We start from the raw sequence: 16,485 nt of genomic DNA on the forward strand, positions 1-16,485 counted from the left end.
CGTGCGCTGGAGTACGTCTTTACGTTGGAGATGACCGTGTCGAGAGGTAGGTGCGCAAGGCGACTCGCCGCCGGTGAAAGCTGCTCAGGATTTTGAAGTCCCGAAGGCGGTCGTTGCTGAGATACCCGGCATCTACTAGGCCCTGGATGTAACCCTCGGCTTTGCCGCGAGCTTCACGCAGGTCTCCTTCCGTGCTACTTAGGTGGATGTCATCAACAATCAGCTGCCAGCGCCGACTCTGGCGATCACCAATCGGGTCGTCGGAGAAGGTTGGGGCGGTGAGAAGAGTTTCGTAGTAGCCAGAAGCAGGTGGATTGCTCAAGTACAGCGCTCCTTAGGTTGAACCTACCTAAAGGCTAACACGCGCAGATTCAATCGCCTGTTACTGGTTGGCCCATAGGTTGGTGTCTCTTGAGAAATGTACCGAGAGCGCCATCGCAGAGGAGGTAGAACATGGTTAAACGGCGAGCGCCGCTTTCCACTTCCAAGATCGTCAATGTCTCGCCATCAGCCATGCCCAGCACGGTAGCCAAGGCGATGCAGATTGATTTCGATTCGGAGGTCACGGCGTACCTATCCTCGGTGGAGTATGGGCCGCATGAGCTCTTCCTGAGAGGAGTAGTCTTCGGTGACCGAGAGCGGCGTTTTGATGACGGTGATCCCATTCGCACCTCCAACATCGTGACTTACGAAGAGCTCAAGGGATACGTAGTCGCGCGCACCCTCAACAGCACATACGTTGTCTGCGACTGGGCGGCAGATGGTGCGAGAGGGGGCTCGAAGGCTCAGCACTAGTAATACCAGCTGAGCTTTCAACCAGGTGATTCACCAACTGGCGGCGGCGAGGGGGAAATAGCAGATGAAGGTCGTTAGCGAGACCGATCCAAGTACAGTCACAGATGTCATCTGCGACATGTGTGGAGACTCAACACGTGCTGAGGCCGGAGAGCTGCAATTTGGTACGATGCACGCGTCGTGGGGTGAGGGGGCTTCACATTGCGGGGAGGACTACGAGCTACATCTGTGCGAGAACTGCTTCTTCGTTCAGGTATCAACCATTAAGCGAACGCGCTGGATTAGCGTGATGTTTGAGGATGAGGGAGATGCCATCCTCAAAGATGATGCATACGGGCGGGTCACCGGGAGATTGGGTATCTGGAGCAAGCCAGGATGACGCTAACCAGATGGTTGATTTAGGGCAAGTCATGGCATTGCCATGATTATCGGCGAGCCATAATTCTGCTCAATATGTCCAAGTGGTGTTCGCCTATCTCTACGGGCGTACCGTTGCTCATCGCGTCATAGGCCCACCGTGACTGATCATCCCATATATGAATGAGCCCGCGCTATCGCGCGGGCTTTTGTTAGAGCCGTGATCAGAAACCTTCCAGGACAATCTTGCCTCGGGCCTTGCCGCTTTCGATCAAGGCGTGGGCACGCTTGAGATTGTCGGCACAAATGCTTCCGAAGTGCTCCCCAACAGTTGTTTTCACAATTCCCTCATCGACCAGCTGCGACACACGTTCGAGGAGCTGGTGCTGCTTGATCATGTCCTCGGTTTTGTACAGCGAGCGGGTGAACATGAGCTCCCAGTGCAATGACAGCGATTTGCGCTTGAGCGGCATGACATCCAGTTGCGCCGGATCATCGATGAGTGCGAGCTTACCTTGCGGGCGAAGCACCTCCACCAATTGAGGAAGGTAGGTGTCGGTGTGCGTCAGGCTGACCACGTAATCAATCGGGTTCAGCTTGAGGTCTTCCAGCTGAAGCGGAATCGACTCAGAGTGATCGATGACATGATGAGCTCCCAGTTCTTTCACCCAAGCTTGAGTCTCAGGCCTTGAGGCCGTGCCTATGACTGTAAGCTGCGTCAGCTTCCTTGCCAGCTGTACCAGGATCGAGCCCACACCGCCCGCAGCACCGACCACCAGCAGGTTCTGACCTTTGCCGCCATCTTCTTCTATGGCTAACCGCCAGGCGGCGGTCGATTTTGGCATCCGCGAGAAAAACGTCTTTCCGATGTGGGATTGGGTAGGGGGCCGTTACTCGCTGTGGTCGTCAATAGGGCTACCCATTGCGCTCGCAATTGGGATGTCGAATTTCAAGGATATGCTGGGGGGGGCCTACGCAATGGATCGGCATTTCCAGGAGGCGCCATTCGAGGAGAACATGCCGGTCATCCTCGCGATGCTGGGCATCTGGTATCACAATTTTTGGGGCGCCCAGACCTACGCCTTCCTGCCTTATGACCACTACCTGCGAAATTTTGTGAAGCACCTCCAGCAACTGGATATGGAGTCGAATGGAAAGAGCGTCCAGCGTGACGGTCGGCCCGTTACCTGCACAACTGGCCCTGTGATCTGGGGAGGTGTTGGATGTAACGGGCAGCATGCTTACCATCAGCTCTTGCACCAAGGCACGCCTCTTATTCCTGCGGACTTCATCGTTCCAGTGGTGAGTCACAATCCCGTTGCAGATCACCAGCAATGGCTATACGCCAATTGTTTGTCCCAGAGCCAGGCACTGATGGTTGGCAAGACTCACGCCGAGGCCGAAGCTGAATTGCGAGCGAAGGGGATGACAGAGGGTGAGGTGCAACGGCTTGCCCCTCACAAAGTAATTCCTGGCAACCGCCCGAGTAACACGCTGGTCATGGACATGATCAGCCCGAATCGGCTCGGTGCCCTAGTGGCGCTCTATGAGCACAAGGTATTCGTCCAGGGTGTGGTATGGGGGATCAACTCCTTTGACCAATGGGGAGTGGAATTGGGCAAAGAGCTTGGCAAGAACGTCTATGAACAATTACTAGGTCAAGGCGCAGAGCCCGGTGATGACGCATCCACAGCAGGCCTTGTAGCTTATTTCCGCAATCGTCATCGCGGCTGACACAGCGTGGGCGTGCATTCTTTGTCATGAACCACGAACTGGCCCCCTTGCGGGCCAGTTTGCGCCTGCGCACATGAACTACTGCTTGTAGTACGTGTCCTTTTTTACGATTTTCCCATTTGCAAATTCCCACAGATCGCAACCAAGCGTGTTGAGCTTGCTCCCATCTGGAAGATTGGCGACGACCCGGAACTCTGATACGGCTTTGCTGCCGTTAACCCAGGTTTCCCCATCCACCCACTGGATATCTGGGCAGGCCGTGAACCGCGATCGCAGTGCGGCCTCAATGCTTTCTTTACCTTTGAAACTTGATCCACGACCTTGGTTGCCACTTGCGCTGACCATCTCACCATCATCACTGAAATAAGTGAGAATTTTTTCGATGTCGTGCCGATTAAATGCTTCAACGATCTCATCAATCAAAGCAACGGTAATACCAGTCATGCAACCTCCGAATGTATTGAAATGCAGTGTGCCCGCCACTTGGAGTGGCGGGCTTGGCGCTTAATTAGATCTGAGGGGTAGTGTGCTCTTCAGGCTGGAAGGTTTTCTCTGAGTGGTCATAGCCGCCTTTGCCAGAAGGGATAACAATGATCCGAGTAACAATCAGGAAAACAAGGCTTGCTACGCCAGCGGCCAGAACAGAGGCTGGAACCAGCGGGTAAGGGTAGTTGGACGTGTAGGTAAGCGGGTTCAGGACGTAAATGTAGGTGGCAATACCAGCAATCATGCCAAGCACAGCGGCTGGATTGAAGCCTTTCCAGTATCGGTAGCTGGGCTCGCTTTCGTCAAACAGGCCTCGAACATTGATCTTGCCCCGACGCAGCAAGTAGTAGTCAATGATTTGAATGCCACACAGCGGCGCGAACCCTACGCTAATGAATGCTAAGAAGGTGGAGAAGTTGCTGAAGAACAAATTAGGAATGGCTAGGCCAATAACGGCTATAGGTGTAATCACCACCAGCAGCAAGACCTTCCATGAGATTTGCTCTAATGTTTTGTAGTGCCGCAGCCCCAGGGCCGAGCAGTAGATACCCGCTACGGCGGTGCCCAGGTTCGCAGCGGTCACAAACGCAAGGGAAATGATCGCATAGGTTGGCCCGCCCACCGTGCGTAACCATTCCGAAGGATCCGATACCTTGAGCACGAGAACGCCCGCAACACCAATCAAGCTCAGCGCGGCAACCGATCCGCCCAGGCCAATCAACGCTGGTACGGCAGCTTTTCTTCCATTAGGAACCATCCGTGACATGGCGCCAACGTAGGGCCACCAAGACAGAGACGACGCGATGCCGAGCTCCAGGCCTGTCACAAAGTTCCACAGCGGATCGGGGGAGGCGTACACAGGCTTGGCCAGGGACAGGTCTTCCCAACGCTCGTTGACAATGATGTAAAGCATCCATATGCCGACGAACACGTGAGCGACGAGAATCTTGGCGACTCTGTCGACCCCACCAGAGCCTTTTATCAGTAAGAGCATGACCAGCACACAGGCGAACAAGGTTGCGCAAGGTTCAATGATTCCACTCTGATCCGGCGTAGCAAGACCGACCGCGACAAAGAACTGAGCCGCCGACTTCCCAAAGAAAATGAGCAGCAAGCAGTTCCAGCCAAGGATCGAAAGGAATTGCAAAGTTGCAGGGATTATCCAACCCCTAGAGCCAAACGCCGGCTTGCTGGATGCGATCGAGTCAACACCAAATCGACAACAGATGGGTAAGGCTGCGAGCACAGTGATCAACATCCCAAACATACAGCCAGCAGTGAGTGCTGCGAAGCCCTGCTTGAAATTCAGATAATAGCCAACGTATTCGCCAATGATGTAGCACCAGGTTGCTGCGCCCGCCGTCGTGAGAGCAATCAACAGCTGCCAACTGCCCCAGACTCGCTCAGCGGGTAGTAAAGGCCATGCGGATGTGTCCGCAGCAACGTCTAACGTATGTTGCTTGCTCATGCCCACCCCCACGCTGCAACGGCTGCGGGGAATACTACGCCCAACGCAACGAGCCAAAACCATGCAACGGAATCAAAATCCGATCCTTGATTTTGCTCTTGCTCCAGCAAACTAATTCTTCTTTCGAGTTCGATCGGTAATGCACGCATTTCTAAATCTCCTGCAACCTTTTCTTGTGAGAGCCGACCATTACTGGTCGGCCGAATTGGCAGTTAACAGGTAAGGTTAAGAGCCGTACGTCCTTGTGTGAGTACGTATTCCACTTTTATTTTTCTAAGATCATCTACGGGAACTTCAAACGGATCTTGGTCAAGCGCGATAATGTCGGCAAGTTTGCCTGGAGTGATACTTCCTCTGATATCGTCTTCGCCCATGGTCGCAGCGGCATCAAGGGTATGCATGCGAAGGGCCTGTTCCAGCGTGACTGCTTGCTCTGGATCGATGTAGTTACCGGAGTAGGTCTCCCGCTTTACGCAGCACCAGACACTGAAGAGGGGGTTTGTAGCCTCTCGCTCCGAGCCGATCCACACATCAGAGCTACCCGACAGTCGCCATCCTTGAGCAATCAGGTCTTTGAACGGGAAACGTCCAATGCGACCGGTATCACCGAGGTAATCAGGGAAGTACTCCCCGAAGGTGTAGATGAACACCGGCTGGGGTACCGGGATGATGCCGGCTGTTGCCCAGGCCTCCATAGTTTTCTGCCTAGGCATGAAGTTGCCTGCGTGCTCAATCCGCATGCGTGTGCGACCGCTGCTGGCGCCACCCATGGACTGGACTAATTCACACAGCCACTCCTGAGCTCGATCACCGTTCGCGTGGACTGCCAGCTGTAGCCCACTCTTTTGGGACTGCTCGTAGGCACGACGGAAAAAGTACTTAGGAAATGCGATCTCGCCACATTGGCCATTCAGCCCAAGGTATGGGCAGCTGACAGCAGCGCTTTTGGCCGAAAATCCGCCGTCTGCGAAGAGCTTAATGCCTTGCATGCGGATCATGTGCTCGGATGCTTTTAGCTCGAATTTGCTCCGCCAGTTACAGGCATCATCGAGCTCCATGGTGCCCGGAGCCCAGATATAGACGCGCATCGCCACGGGCAGTGTTCCCTCACAGGCCATCTCATCCATGCACTGGATGCCCTCGACGGTCTCAGAGATCTCTCCAATTGTTGTTACGCCGAACCGGGTGAAGTAATCGAACAGACCTTCCTTGAGTGCGCTCTTGAGGGTTGCACGATCGCAGCCAGGGAAGGGGAGTAACGTATCCATTTCCTTGACTACCCCTGTAGGGTCGCCATTGTCGTCGCGCTCGACGATAGGAAGGCCGGTGACGCTGAACTCGGGCGCCACATAATCTCTGTCGATGCCAGCGACTTCCAAAGCCTTGCTGTTGAGTACGGTAATATGCCCCCCGGCGCGTATAGCGATGGGGTGCTCAGTACTGACGGCATCTAATTCGGCTTTGCTCGGTAAACGGCCTTCTTTGAGTTTGCGATCAAAGAACAGGTTGCCTTGGCCAACGATCCATTCGCCTGGAGCACGCTCGTCTCGTGCTTTCGCAAACAAGCTGCAGACGTCAGCGATTGAGGAGCACTCCGGCGCACGGCAATCGATGGTGTTGAAAGTCGTCCTGCACACGACTTCCGCATGAGCATGGACATCTACGAACCCGGGCATGAGGGTGCGATTCCCAAGGTCTGTGACGACAGTGTTCTCAGTGCGGAACTGATCGACCTCATCACGGCGAATCAGCCTCACGATCCTGTCACCTCTGATGATTACCCCTTCAGCCTGCGAGTCAGCATCTGGGCTCATGGTAATCACCTTACCGCCAAGAAGGATCCTCTCGGACGGTGCCTCTCTCTCGATCATCGTTACGTCTCCACTGCGGAGGTTCAAAAAGGCTAACGCGAAGGCGGATACCACAGCACTATCCGCCGGTCAGCTACGGAAAAAACTTTTTCCAATCTTTTAAATTCCGCTTTTGTTTTTTTTCTTAACGAGATGCTACATAATCAGCAACGAAAGGGGATGTCAATGTCTTTTTCCCCTGTCGGTCGGCGTGCTGCCGAGCGACAGCACTGCACGACCAGCTGATGGAGCCGACACGATGAAAATTCCGGTCACGGTACTGACGGGCTATCTGGGAGCGGGCAAGACCACCTTGTTGAGGAAGATGCTTGCGGATCCCAGGGGGAGGCGTTACGCCGTTATCGTCAACGAGTTCGCTGAGCTTGGGATCGACTCCGAATTAATCGAGAGCAGGGACGAGCAGGTCATCCAATTGAGCAATGGTTGTTTGTGTTGCTCAGTGAGGGGGGATCTCTTGTCGAGCCTGGAAGCCCTGCTCGAAAAGGGTGGCTTCGATGCGTTGATCATCGAGACAACGGGCCTCGCGAATCCTGCGCCGATTGCACAAACCTTCATGCTTGACGATGACCTGAACGATGAGCTGGTGCTTGACGCGGTGGTCTGTGTAGTCGATGGCGCCCACATCCAAGGCTACTGGAAACGCCATCCGGAAATCGTCCAGCAGCTTGCCTTCGCTGACGTCGTGCTACTGAACAAGATTGAGCAGCTTTGTGATGACGACGCTGAATCCGTTGATGCCCTGCTTCGCAAACTCAGTCCTTCAGCCAAGCAGTTTAGAACGAGCCATTGCGCGGTCGACGTGGGATCACTGTCTGGCTTCAGCGCATACAGCTTGAAGGATCTGGAAATCACAGGTGCTGACCACCGGTTTCCTGTGCTGCTGCATCGTCACGATCAGCATGTCGTGAGCGTGTCTCTGACCACTGACAAGGAGGTGGTGCCAGACCGATTCATGGGGTTCATACAGGCCTTGCAGCGCGAGTACGGAGAGGATCTGTTGCGATACAAGGGGGTTCTAGCGCTGACCCACGAGCCTCGCAGGTTTGTGTTCCAAGGCGTGCAGGCGATGGCTGACGGCGACGTTCAGCGGCGCTGGCATGACGATGAGCCACGCACCAGCAAACTCGTCTTCATTGGTCGAAACCTTGATTCCGACGCCTTGAGCAGCTCTTTCGAAGCCTGCCTGCAGTAGCACAACCCCGATCAATCTCCTAAAACAAGAGCGATAACATGCCATTCAACACAATCGAAGAAATCATTGAGGATGTTCGCCAGGGCAAGCCCGTGCTTTTGGTGGACGACGAAGACCGTGAAAATGAAGGTGATCTGCTGCTCGCGGCGGAGCTGTGCACGCCGGAGATGATCAATTTCATGGCCAGGGAGGCGCGCGGATTGATCTGCCTTACCCTGACTGAAGAGCATTGCACTCGGCTGGAGCTCAAGCAAATGGTGCCGAACAACGGGACGGTGTTCTCCACCGCTTTCACCATGTCGATCGAAGCCGCACAGGGCGTGACGACAGGGATTTCAGCGGCAGACCGTGCTCATACGGTACTAACGGCAGTGCGGCCCGGAGCGAAGGCCAGCGACTTGGTACAGCCTGGCCACATCTTTCCCGTCCAGGCTCGGGATGGTGGTGTACTGACCCGGGCGGGTCACACCGAAGCTGGGTGCGACCTTGCGCGCCTCGCAGGGCTGACTCCCGCATCGGTTATCGTGGAGGTAATGAATGATGACGGGAGCATGGCCCGACGCGCAGACCTGGAGCAGTTTGCTCAGAAGCACGGCATCAAAATTGGGACGATTGCTGATCTCATCCACTATCGATTGGCGACCGAACGTACCGTGGTTCGTATCGGTGAGCGTGAGCTGCCCACGGTTCACGGTAACTTCCGCCTAGTCACCTACGAAGATGTTGTCGAGGGTGGTGTTCACATGGCATTGGTCATGGGTAAGCCGTCTGGCGATGAGCCCGTGCTGGTCAGGGTGCATGTCATTGATCCTCTCTGCGACCTTGTGGGCGCAGATTGCTCTACACCGAGCAGTTGGACGCTCTGGAGTGCGCTAGAGAAAGTAGCCGCTGAAGGAGAGGGTGTAGTGGTGGTCTTGGCCACCCATGAGTCGTCTCAGGAACTACTGGAGCGTGTTCCTCAGCTTTCAAAGCCCAACCGCAAATCTCAGCGCGCCCATTCCCGCACCTATGCCGAGTTGGGCACAGGCGCTCAAATCCTCCAGGATCTGGGCGTACGAAAGCTCAGGAACATGGGGTCTCCAGCCAAGTTCCTCGGGCTGGCTGGGTTTGACTTGGAAGTCGTCGAGGTACTGGCGGGTGAGGTGGAAGCCTAGTACTTGCCCATTCAACGAGGGGGTGGATAATACCCGCACCTGCCCCCTAGACCTGCTGAGTATATGAATACTGCCGATCTGAACGAAGCGCCCGTCATCACACGACTTCAGCCTAAAGGACAAGGCCCGCTTTCAGAGCAGCTGTTGTCCGCCACTGATCGAGAAATCATTGCCCATCTACAGGAGGATGGTCGACGCCCATTTGTCGCCATCGCCCGCGAGTTGGACATCTCAGAGCGCACTGTCCGCAACCGTGTGCATCAGTTGCTGGAGCAGAACGTAATCCAAATCGTTGCGCTGACGGATCCGGCGTCTCTAGGGTATCAAGCAGGTGCATTGGTTGGCATCACTCTGGATCTCTCCTGCTCGGCACCAGAGGTGTCTGAGGCATTGATTGAGATCGCAGATGTCGATTACGTCGTCACGACAACGGGGCGTTTCTCCATCGTTGTTGAGATTATCTGCACCGACATGGCACGCATGCAGCATGTCCTCTTCAAGGAAGTGGCAGTACTGCACGGCGTTAAGGGCATTGAGGTTTTCCCTTACTACAGCGTCTTCTACCAGCGCGCACAATTCTTCGGGCGTCCGCCGGCAGCTCAGCCTCATGGGGTAGTGAGCAAGGAAATGGACGATGTCGACAAGAAGATTGTGCGCGAACTTAGCCACGATGGCCGAGCGCCTTTGAAGAATATCGCTGTAGCCCTGGGCATTTCGGAGTCTCAGGTCAGGGGCCGGCTAAATGTTCTGGTTGAGTCTGGGCTGCTCAATATCATGGCGATCACCAGCCCAATGAACCTTGAAGATCGAGCCCTCGCATGGACGGCTATCACCGTGCGACCTGGCGTTCGGGTCAAGGATGTTGCTGAGCGCTTGCGTGCGATCGAAAAAGTCTCCTACATCACCATCTGTGCGGGCCGATTCGATTTGTTCGTTGAAGTGGTCTGTCCCTCCAGGCATGCCCTGTTCGAGCTCATCGACGATCAATTGCGAATGGTGGAGGGCATCGAGCGGATCGAAAGCTTCCCCTACATCGACCTCCTGTATAAGCGACTAGGCTCCGACAAAATCTGAATCCGAAAAAAAGCCGACCTTCTGGTCGGCTAAAGAGGGTGACGGATTGCCTGAAGAACCCTAAGGCTCTTCAGAGGAGCAACGCACGCTGATCAGTTGCAGTTCGTCCAAACGGTCTTGGTCTGAAGGAATTTCTCGATGCCTTCAGCTCCGTTATCGCGACCATAGCCAGACTGTTTGTATCCACCCCAAGGTGCGGCACAGTCGAAGTTGCCGTAGGTGTTGATCCAGACGGTACCAGCCTGCAGTGCTCCAGCGACCTGGTGGGCCTTGCCCACGTCTCTTGTCCAGACCCCAGCAGAGAGACCAAAGCCGGTATTGTTGGCCCGGGTGGTGAGTTCATCAATGGTCTCGAACGTCTGGATGACCAGCACCGGCCCAAAGATTTCGTCAACTACTACCTCACGGCTATCCGAAGCATTCACCAGAATCGTCGGCTCCAGGAAGTGGCCGTCAGAAAGCGCGCCTCCTGCCTTGTTACCACCCATCACGCATTCGACGCCTTCGGCCTTAGCGCGCTCAACGAATCCGCTAACCCGTGCAAATTGATCGGCGGAAATCAGCGGCCCCAAGGCAGTGTCGGGAGCCAAACCATGCCCAAGCTTGAGCTTGGCGGTTTCTGCCATCACCGTTTCGAGTACGCGCTCGTAAACTTTGCGCTCCACCATCAAGCGAGAGCCCGCTGCGCAGACTTGACCGGAGTAGAAGAAGATTGCCATTGCTGCCGTAGCCGCCGCCTTGTCGAGGTCAGCATCGGCGAAGATCACGTTCGGGTTCTTCCCACCCAGTTCCATCGAGACATGCTTGAGGTCACTGGCGGCAGTTCTGACGATATGCTTACCCACCGCTTCAGAGCCGGTGAACGCGATCTTCGCAACGCCAGGGTGTTCGACAAGAGCCTGGCCTGCGATTTTGCCGAAGCCAGGAAGCACGTTGAGCACACCCGGAGGGAGGCCGGCTTCGATGGCAAGCTTCGCGAGGAATAGTGCCGACAACGGGGTTTGCTCGGCAGGCTTCAGTACGACAGTGCAACCTGCAGCGAGCGCCGGAGCCAGCTTGAAGCAGGCTTGGCACAGGGGGAAGTTCCACGGCACGATGGCAGCAATTACACCCAGCGGTTCGCGTCGGGTATAGACATGCATATCGGGTGCACTGACGGGAATAGTCTGGCCGTGGAGCTTGGTTGGCCAGCCCGCATTGTATCGAAGCGCGCCGATAGCTAGCTCGACGTCCACGGCTCGAATCTGGGCGGCAGGCTTGCCGCTGTCCAGGCTCTCGATCTGGGCCAGATCGTCGCCATGTTTCTCGATGAGGGCTGCAAGCCTATGGATGACCGCTTCGCGGTCTTTAGGCAGCATCTTTGCCCACGGGCCTACAAGTGCACGATTAGCGGAAGCAACAGCAACTTCGACGTCTGCGATACCCGCTTCAGAAACATTTGCTATGAGCTGACTGGTCGCAGGGTCGAAGGTCTGGAAAACCTTCCCTTCACAAGCATCCACGAACTGGTTGTCGATCATCAGCTTCATGGGTTGCTTGAGAAACGCCTGAACGGTAGGGCTCAGGTGCTTCAAAGGATCCAGTGGTAAATTCATGGCAAGGCCTCACTCTAATTGTTAGAAGCTTTCGAATTCGCAGGTGAAGATCCTGCAGCCGCCCGTGGCGAAGCGAGAGACATCCTCAACCGCCGCAATTCCCTCAGGAGATGCCAAGGACTCATCGAGTTCAGCCTGGTTGCGGAAGGTCATAATCGCGACGGTGTGCCACTCCTGTGGCGCGCTGGTCGAGCCACTGATACTGGCTTCGAGGGCGACGAGGTTTGGCATTTTCTTCACGAGTGGAATGTGAACGTCTCGGTAGTGGCGCTCAAACTCAGCTGGGTTTGACGGCAATTCGTAGACCACGACGACCCGCTTCATGGCTGTGCGGCCGCTTGTGGAACGGCGAACATCTTGCGGCGGTGATACAGAAGCGGCATCTGCTGCGTGTTATGCGAAATGTGCCGGATGCAGCCGGTAACGATGAGGTGATCCCCACCGGGGAGAACATCGGCGACTTCACACGCCAGTGTGCACGCCGCGCCCGGGAGTGTTGGCAGACCCAGTTCGCCCGACTTCCACGCGATGCCATCAAACTTGTCGGTGCTCTTGCCGGCGAACAGCATCGCCAGGTGCTCTTGTCCTGCACCCAGCACATGGATCAAAAACGGCTTACCCCGGGTGAGGCATTCCAGTGTCTTCGATTTGCGGTCAAAGCACGCCAACATCATGGGTGGAGTCGCCGAGAGCGAGGAGACAGCAGAGAGGGTGGCACCCACGGGATGGCCTTCGTCATCCCAGGTCGTGATAACTGTGACTGCTGCTGGAAAATCTGCCATCGCCTCCTTGAAAACCTGCAGGTCGATATCTGGCATCTCAAGGGGCTGCTGCAACTGAGCCTGGCTCATTTCGCACCTCCATTGATGGCTGGCATCACCTCGCGACCGATCAGTTCGATCGAGCGCATGATGTCCTCGTGGGGGATGCCATCGATGCGCAACAGTATTTCGTCGATCCCCATCTGCTGAAGCTGACGGATGCGTTTGATGAAGTCATCCGGATCACCAACCATTACCGATGGGGTCTCGGAGATCAGGAAGTCCATGTCGCCTTCATGCTCCAGCAAGCGCAGCATGCGTCCGTCCAGGTACTCGTAAGAGCCCTTCTTACCGAGAGGGGCGTACAGGTCGATGATGAATTTGAAGTAGCTCGTCGTTACGTCACGAGCGATATCCACGGCACGCGCGCGAGTGGTATCACAGAACGCCGTTGCTACGTACAGGCCGGCTTGCTCGGTTCGGCGCGGGACGCTGCTCTTGTGAGTCGCAAGGCCGGAACGGTAGGCGTCGATGCACTCTTGCAGGTAATCGAACCCGAAGTAGTTTTCGAAGCTCAACACGCCAATGCCACGCTCACCTGCGTTGCTGTGCGTCTGGACGCTCGATGCCGAAACGTAAATCGGAGGGTGCGGGGTCTGCAGTGGGCGAGGAACAACGGTGCGCGGCGGAATGTTCCAGATCGGCCCATTGTGCTGGAGCGTCTCATCAGCAAAGGCCTTGATGAGGACTTCCATACCGTCTTCCCACTGCGCACGCGTGGTGCTCGGATCAACGCCGAAAGCTTCCAGCGTGACCAGGTTGTTGGAACGCGCGGTGGCGATCTCGGCCCTGCCGTTCGAGACAATATCCAGCGTAGAAGTGCGCTCAGCCACCAGAATTGGATGGTTCCACTGGAGCATTACTGCGCACATGGTGCGCAGCTTGATGTCTTTGGTCTGGGCTGCAATGGCGGCGTACAGCACTTCAGGCGCCGACACCGTGAATTTTGGTGGGTTGAAGTGCTGCTCTGAGGTGCCCCAGGCATAGAAACCAAGCTTATCGGCCAGGCATGCCTCAGCGATCATTTCCTGATAACGCTGAGCAACGCTCACGCCTTGCATGGTTTCGCCTTCTTGCAACAGGCTGATCTTCATTTTTCGTCTCCCATTGGGCTTTTGTTTTCCGGTTTCAGCAGGCTATACCCAGACGAGAGGCGTATTCAAGCATTATTTTTCACTTTATTGCCGTCTTCCGTTATTTTTACGGCTTGCGATTACCGGAAAAAGCGTCCGAAAGGCTCTGCGTTTCCGGTTTGCCCAGGCGGCAATCGATGAGGCGCGAATTCGAGTGATAGAGGGGGCCGTTAGCCGAAGTGTTGGATCCGGTTGCCTCAGGTGATCCAGTTACCACTGAGAGTCGCCAGCACCCTCAGGGGCAGGACATGTAGGGCAGGCAGGTCGTCCGGGCGAACGAGAGAGAAAACAGGGGGAAGGAGAGGGCATAAGCTGCCCAGGCAAGTCTCACCCGCGAAGAAGTGTCTTTGCACCTAGGCCAACTTGATGAGCTCAGCAGATCAACAGGTCACTTGTGAACTGCGTTCTGGAAGCTTTCCAGAGCCTCCCACAGTCCGCGCATGGTTGGATTGTCATTCTGCACAGCTGAGTAGGAGCGGATCTCCAGCTCCGTGCTCCAAGTGCTGCCACCGACTTGAATCAAACGCCCTCGCGAAAGCTCTTCCTGTACGGCGCTTTGCGGTAGCCAGGCGATGCCATAGCCCTCGACAGCCATGCGCATAAGCAACATGGCCATATCCGCTTCGTAGCAGCGCTCTAATGCGACAGGCACACCTGTACCCGCTATCAGGGTGTCTACGACCTTCCCAAGAAAGGTCGAAGCGGTGTAGGCGAGGTAGGGCACCGGTGCTGAACTGCGGCCTGGAAGCTGGTATTTGGGTCTGCCGTCCGCCGCTGGCGCTGACACCGGCATGAAGGATTCGTGACCCAGGGTTAGGCTTCTGAAGTGCGCAGGATCCAGGAGGATGGGGGCTTGTGGATGGTGATAGGTGATCATCAGGTCACAACTGCCTTCTTCGAGGGCGACCACCGCATCATGGATGTTGGCCGCAACGACGCGCGCGTTGAACTGATCACTGTGAGCTTGGAATTTGGAGAGCCATTTTGGAAGGAACGTCATTGAGAGGCTGTGGCCAGCGGTGATCTGAATCGATCTCCCTGGCATCCGTTCTGCGTCCCTCAGAGCAGACCTCAGTTTCATCAATCCCGCCATCGCTTCTCGACCTTCCTTGCAGAAGGCAACCCCGGCTGTGGTTAGTTGAACTGGATACGTGCTTCGGTCAACCAACTCGACCCCCACCCAGTCCTCCAGTGACCTTATCCGGCGTGACAGCGCGGACTGAGTCACGCTGCGAACCTCAGCAGCCCTGGAGAAATTTTTCCATTCGTCTAACGCCAATAGGTCATATAACCATTTGATTTGCATGGTGAGTTTCTGCTGGGAGAACGTCTCCTTACTCTAGCTGAGCAGACCACTCCGATGTATTCCGAAAGCGCATAGTTTGATCCTGAATCCTCATCAACTCACACCCGGTGCTGCCATAAGATCGAATCCTGGCTGCAGCCATTTGCTGCCGCGTTTCTGCCAAGTCACAACACCAACAACATTGCTTGAGGATTACTTCCGTGAAGAACAACAAGCTTCCGCGCCGTATCGCGGCCGGCATTATTTTAGGCGTTCTGGTCGGTTGGGCCTGTCATGACCTGTCTGCTGATGCAGAGCATGCCAAGCAGCTGGCAGGTTACTTCTCCCTGGTGACCGATATCTTCCTTCGCATGATCAAGATGATCATCGCGCCCCTAGTTTTCGCCACATTGGTTGGCGGCATCGCCAGCATGGGTAGCTCCCGGTCGATTGGCAGGATCGGTCTGCGCGCAATGGCGTGGTTTGTCACTGCTTCGGTGGTTTCTCTGTTCATCGGGATGGCACTCGTCAATATCTTTGAGCCGGGCGTAGGGCTGAACCTCGATGCTTCCCACCCGGCTGCGGTAACTGCGGTAGGCACGGGTGACTTCAGCCTGAAGGCCTTCATCGGCCATGTCTTCCCAAGAAGTATTGCTGAAGCAATGACCAACAACGAGATTCTCCAGATTGTGGTGTTCTCGCTCTTCTTTGGCTTTGGCCTGGCTGCAGTGAAGCGGGCGGGGCACACCAACATCGTCGACAGCATCGACGAGCTGGCTAAGGTGATGTTCAAGATCACCGACTACGTAATGGCTTTTGCACCGATCGGCGTGTTTGCAGCCATCGCTTCTGCCATTACTACCCAGGGTCTGGGTTTGCTCTGGGACTACGGCCGTCTCATCGCTGAGTTCTATATCGGGATTGCTGTGCTGTGGGTGGTTCTGTTTGCAGCGGGTTTCGTGTTCCTCGGCCGCTCGGTCTTTACGCTTGGGAAATTGATCCGCGAGCCAGTGCTGCTTGCCTTTTCCACTGCAAGCAGCGAGTCGGCCTACCCTAAAACCATGGAGGCGCTGGAGAAATTTGGTGCACCCAAGCGGGTCTCTAGCTTCGTCCTGCCGCTGGGCTACTCGTTCAACCTTGATGGCTCGATGATGTATCAGGCGTTCGCCATCATGTTCATTGCCCAGGCCTACAACATTGACCTGAGCTTCACCCAACAGCTGTTGATCCTGCTCACGCTGATGGTCACCAGCAAAGGCATGGCGGGCGTTGCGCGTGCGTCTATCGTCGTCGTGGCCGCCACACTCCCCATGTTCAACCTACCCGAAGCCGGCCTGCTGCTCATCATCGGTATTGACCAGTTCCTGGACATGGCTCGCACCGGTACGAACGTAATCGGGAACAGCATCGCGACTGCAGTGGTGGCGAAATCCGAGCCTGTTGAGGATGAGGAAGACGACGCAACTGTTGCGCGCAGCGATCAACCGCTTCCCGCTGGCCAACCGGCTTCCATCGCCTGA

At 55.8% G+C, this 16,485-nt stretch carries 15 protein-coding genes and 2 pseudogenes; 6 read left to right on the plus strand and 11 right to left on the minus strand.

Annotated features, from left to right (window positions below; genetic code table 11):
* Positions 1 to 19: 19 nt before the first annotated feature.
* Entirely contained in the window at positions 20 to 322 is a 303-nt protein-coding gene (locus LU684_RS02105) for a hypothetical protein (RefSeq protein ID WP_181097965.1), read from the minus strand.
* 131 nt (positions 323 to 453) lie between these two features.
* Between LU684_RS02105 and LU684_RS02110 the strand changes: the two genes are divergently transcribed.
* Positions 454 to 795, plus strand: a complete 342-nt coding sequence (locus LU684_RS02110) for a hypothetical protein (RefSeq protein ID WP_232106901.1) — start codon at positions 454 to 456, stop codon at positions 793 to 795.
* Positions 796 to 1,376: 581 nt separating this feature from the next.
* On the opposite strand, the pseudogene LU684_RS02115 reads toward LU684_RS02110, so the two are convergent.
* Positions 1,377 to 1,973: pseudogene (locus LU684_RS02115) on the minus strand (zinc-binding alcohol dehydrogenase family protein); the annotation flags it as partial.
* On the opposite strand from LU684_RS02115, the pseudogene LU684_RS02120 reads away from it, so the two are divergent.
* A pseudogene (locus tag LU684_RS02120) lies at positions 1,966 to 2,886 on the plus strand (glucose-6-phosphate isomerase); the annotation flags it as partial. The pseudogenes LU684_RS02115 and LU684_RS02120 sit on opposite strands and share 8 nt — an antisense overlap.
* A 78-nt stretch (positions 2,887 to 2,964) precedes the next feature.
* On the opposite strand, the gene LU684_RS02125 reads toward LU684_RS02120, so the two are convergent.
* The 4 genes from LU684_RS02125 to LU684_RS02140 all read right to left on the minus strand — a co-directional run bounded on the left by LU684_RS02125 (position 2,965) and on the right by LU684_RS02140 (position 6,654).
* A complete protein-coding gene (locus LU684_RS02125; protein ID WP_181097969.1) occupies positions 2,965 to 3,330 on the minus strand; it encodes a nuclear transport factor 2 family protein in 366 nt (121 codons plus the stop codon).
* A gap of 64 nt (positions 3,331 to 3,394) precedes the next feature.
* Positions 3,395 to 4,840 (minus strand): purine-cytosine permease family protein, encoded by a 1,446-nt coding sequence (locus tag LU684_RS02130; protein ID WP_232894065.1) that lies wholly within the window; start codon positions 4,838 to 4,840, stop codon positions 3,395 to 3,397.
* The gene (locus LU684_RS02135) at positions 4,837 to 4,989 is read right to left on the minus strand and encodes a hypothetical protein (protein ID WP_181097971.1); all 153 of its coding nucleotides are present in this window, start codon (positions 4,987 to 4,989) and stop codon (positions 4,837 to 4,839) included. The genes LU684_RS02130 and LU684_RS02135 overlap by 4 nt, the downstream gene beginning before the upstream one ends.
* 63 nt (positions 4,990 to 5,052) lie before the next feature.
* On the minus strand, positions 5,053 to 6,654 hold the full coding sequence (locus tag LU684_RS02140) for an amidohydrolase (RefSeq protein ID WP_223272742.1): 1,602 nt from the start codon (positions 6,652 to 6,654) through the stop codon (positions 5,053 to 5,055).
* Between the two features lie 295 nt (positions 6,655 to 6,949).
* Between LU684_RS02140 and LU684_RS02145 the strand changes: the two genes are divergently transcribed.
* From LU684_RS02145 to LU684_RS02155, 3 genes are all read left to right on the plus strand, one after another.
* Positions 6,950 to 7,903 carry a CobW family GTP-binding protein gene (locus LU684_RS02145; RefSeq protein ID WP_232894066.1) on the plus strand — a complete coding sequence of 318 codons (954 nt, stop codon included), beginning with the start codon at positions 6,950 to 6,952 and terminating at the stop codon, positions 7,901 to 7,903.
* Positions 7,904 to 7,941: 38 nt separating this feature from the next.
* A complete protein-coding gene (gene ribBA / locus LU684_RS02150) occupies positions 7,942 to 9,057 on the plus strand; it encodes a bifunctional 3,4-dihydroxy-2-butanone-4-phosphate synthase/GTP cyclohydrolase II (protein WP_181097973.1) in 1,116 nt (371 codons plus the stop codon).
* Between the two features lie 63 nt (positions 9,058 to 9,120).
* Positions 9,121 to 10,131 (plus strand): Lrp/AsnC family transcriptional regulator, encoded by a 1,011-nt coding sequence (locus LU684_RS02155; RefSeq protein WP_181097974.1) that lies wholly within the window; start codon positions 9,121 to 9,123, stop codon positions 10,129 to 10,131.
* 92 nt (positions 10,132 to 10,223) lie between these two features.
* On the opposite strand, the gene LU684_RS02160 is transcribed toward LU684_RS02155, so the two are convergent.
* The 5 genes from LU684_RS02160 to LU684_RS02180 form a co-directional block, all read right to left on the minus strand.
* On the minus strand, positions 10,224 to 11,726 hold the full coding sequence (locus LU684_RS02160; RefSeq protein ID WP_181097975.1) for an aldehyde dehydrogenase family protein: 1,503 nt from the start codon (positions 11,724 to 11,726) through the stop codon (positions 10,224 to 10,226).
* A gap of 21 nt (positions 11,727 to 11,747) precedes the next feature.
* The gene (locus LU684_RS02165) at positions 11,748 to 12,050 is read right to left on the minus strand and encodes an EthD family reductase (RefSeq protein ID WP_130211536.1); all 303 of its coding nucleotides are present in this window, start codon (positions 12,048 to 12,050) and stop codon (positions 11,748 to 11,750) included.
* Positions 12,047 to 12,577 (minus strand): flavin reductase family protein, encoded by a 531-nt coding sequence (locus LU684_RS02170; RefSeq protein ID WP_181097976.1) that lies wholly within the window; start codon positions 12,575 to 12,577, stop codon positions 12,047 to 12,049. Before LU684_RS02170 ends, LU684_RS02165 begins: the two co-directional genes overlap by 4 nt.
* On the minus strand, positions 12,574 to 13,641 hold the full coding sequence (locus tag LU684_RS02175) for an LLM class flavin-dependent oxidoreductase (RefSeq protein WP_130211538.1): 1,068 nt from the start codon (positions 13,639 to 13,641) through the stop codon (positions 12,574 to 12,576). Before LU684_RS02175 ends, LU684_RS02170 begins: the two co-directional genes overlap by 4 nt.
* Before the next feature lie 427 nt (positions 13,642 to 14,068).
* Positions 14,069 to 14,986 carry a LysR substrate-binding domain-containing protein gene (locus tag LU684_RS02180; RefSeq protein ID WP_181097977.1) on the minus strand — a complete coding sequence of 306 codons (918 nt, stop codon included), beginning with the start codon at positions 14,984 to 14,986 and terminating at the stop codon, positions 14,069 to 14,071.
* 200 nt (positions 14,987 to 15,186) lie between these two features.
* Between LU684_RS02180 and LU684_RS02185 the strand changes: the two genes are divergently transcribed.
* Positions 15,187 to 16,485 (plus strand): dicarboxylate/amino acid:cation symporter, encoded by a 1,299-nt coding sequence (locus LU684_RS02185; protein WP_181097978.1) that lies wholly within the window; start codon positions 15,187 to 15,189, stop codon positions 16,483 to 16,485.

Source organism: Pseudomonas sp. NMI542_15, assembly GCF_021283425.1.
Classification (GTDB): Bacteria; Pseudomonadota; Gammaproteobacteria; order Pseudomonadales; family Pseudomonadaceae; genus Aquipseudomonas; species Aquipseudomonas fortuita.

Excerpts from the sequence above, each read along its gene's own strand:
- LU684_RS02110 (WP_232106901.1), top strand. The coding sequence starts at position 454 with ATGGTTAAACGGCGAGCGCCGCTTTCCACTTCCAAGATCGTCAATGTC.
- LU684_RS02125 (WP_181097969.1), bottom strand. The coding sequence starts at position 3,330 with ATGACTGGTATTACCGTTGCTTTGATTGATGAGATCGTTGAAGCATTT.
- LU684_RS02130 (WP_232894065.1), bottom strand. The coding sequence starts at position 4,840 with ATGAGCAAGCAACATACGTTAGACGTTGCTGCGGACACATCCGCATGG.
- LU684_RS02135 (WP_181097971.1), bottom strand. The coding sequence starts at position 4,989 with ATGCGTGCATTACCGATCGAACTCGAAAGAAGAATTAGTTTGCTGGAG.
- LU684_RS02140 (WP_223272742.1), bottom strand. The coding sequence starts at position 6,654 with ATGAGCCCAGATGCTGACTCGCAGGCTGAAGGGGTAATCATCAGAGGT.
- LU684_RS02145 (WP_232894066.1), top strand. The coding sequence starts at position 6,950 with ATGAAAATTCCGGTCACGGTACTGACGGGCTATCTGGGAGCGGGCAAG.
- ribBA (WP_181097973.1), top strand. The coding sequence starts at position 7,942 with ATGCCATTCAACACAATCGAAGAAATCATTGAGGATGTTCGCCAGGGC.
- LU684_RS02155 (WP_181097974.1), top strand. The coding sequence starts at position 9,121 with ATGAATACTGCCGATCTGAACGAAGCGCCCGTCATCACACGACTTCAG.
- LU684_RS02160 (WP_181097975.1), bottom strand. The coding sequence starts at position 11,726 with ATGAATTTACCACTGGATCCTTTGAAGCACCTGAGCCCTACCGTTCAG.
- LU684_RS02165 (WP_130211536.1), bottom strand. The coding sequence starts at position 12,050 with ATGAAGCGGGTCGTCGTGGTCTACGAATTGCCGTCAAACCCAGCTGAG.
- LU684_RS02170 (WP_181097976.1), bottom strand. The coding sequence starts at position 12,577 with ATGAGCCAGGCTCAGTTGCAGCAGCCCCTTGAGATGCCAGATATCGAC.
- LU684_RS02175 (WP_130211538.1), bottom strand. The coding sequence starts at position 13,641 with ATGAAGATCAGCCTGTTGCAAGAAGGCGAAACCATGCAAGGCGTGAGC.
- LU684_RS02180 (WP_181097977.1), bottom strand. The coding sequence starts at position 14,986 with ATGCAAATCAAATGGTTATATGACCTATTGGCGTTAGACGAATGGAAA.